Raw genomic sequence first — 1,284 nt, 5'->3', positions numbered from 1 at the left:
AGAGGTGGCTCCGGTTGTTTGGACAGTATTTTGAGATTTTAAGTGGAACGCTCCGGGCACATCATGCTGCCGTTTTAATCGCAGGCAGCATCGCGAAGTATGCCTCATCGGGGGTCTGATCGGCCAAACTGGAGTGAGGGCGCCTCTGGTTGTACAACTGGATATACGCCCCGATGGACTGCCTGGCCTGGCTGACCGATTCGTAGGCCTTCAGATACACCTCCTCGTACTTGATGCTGCGCCATACCCGTTCGACAAACACGTTGTCGCGCCAGCTTCCCTTGCCATCCATGGATAACCGGATGCCTCGGCTTTGTACCGCTTCAGTGAAGGCGCTGGCTGTGAATTGGCTGCCCTGATCGGTATTGACGATATCAGGCAACCCGTAGCGGGTAAAGGCTTCTTCCAAGGCGTCAACGGCATGCACCGCTTCCAGCGTGATGGCCACCCGATGAGCCAGAACCTTGCGACTGGCCCAGTCTACGACTGCGGTCAGATACACAAAGCCCCGAGCCATCGGGATATAGGTCGTATCCAGCGCCCACACCTGATTGGCCCGGTTAATCCGCATATCGCGCAGCAGGTACGGCCAAACTTTGTGCTGGACGTTGCGCCGGCTCGTGTTGGGCTTGCAATACAGCGCCTTAACGCCCATGCGTTTCATCAGGGTGCCCACGTGTCGTCGGCCGACCTCATGGCCGTCACGGCGCAGTAGCCGCGCCAGCATGCGGGCCCCGGCAAACGGAAACTCCAGATGCAGCTCGTCGATCCGGCGCATCAACATCAGATCTCTATCGTTGACAGGCCGGGCCTGATAATACACGCTCGATCGAGCAATCCCCACCAATTTGGCCTGGCGTGACACCGGCAGTGCATGCGTACGGTCTATCATCGCTTTGCGCTCAGCAATCCCGCCTTGGTGAGCGCGCTTTCTAAAAAATCATTCTCCAGCGTGAGCTGGCCGATCTTGGCATGTAGCACCTTCAGATCGGCCGGCGGCTCGTTGTTGCTCTGTCCTGCCGACCCGAATACGTCCGCCGCCTTCTCCTGCAACTGCCGCTTCCATTCCGTGATCTGGTTCGGATGCACATCAAATTGCTGAGCCAGTTCGGCCAGGGTGCGATCCCCCTTGACCGCCGCCAAGGCCACCTTGGCCTTGAACGCCGCTGAGTGTGTTCGTCTCGTTCTCTTGGTCATCTCTCTGGTTCCTTTACCGGCATTATCGCCGGATCAGGCCCAGAGCTCTCCACTTATCGGACTGTCTGAATTTCCGCCGCCACCTCT

General features: G+C 58.3%; 1 protein-coding gene. It reads right to left on the bottom strand.

The window, feature by feature from the left end; translation table 11 throughout:
* Window positions 1-61 precede the first annotated feature (61 nt).
* Window positions 62-1,197 (bottom strand): IS3 family transposase gene (locus tag N5K27_RS28860; RefSeq protein ID WP_087841031.1). Its coding sequence is split into 2 segments (ribosomal slippage): window positions 62-942 and window positions 942-1,197, totalling 1,137 coding nucleotides; the frame shifts between segments, so codons are not numbered across the junction.
* Window positions 1,198-1,284: the final 87 nt, after the last annotated feature.

Source organism: Pigmentiphaga sp. GD03639 (assembly GCF_029845405.1).
Classification (GTDB): domain Bacteria; phylum Pseudomonadota; class Gammaproteobacteria; order Burkholderiales; family Burkholderiaceae_B; genus Pigmentiphaga; species Pigmentiphaga daeguensis.
The sequence above is the reverse complement of the archived record's forward strand: the minus strand, read 5'-3'. Positions and strand labels throughout refer to the sequence as shown.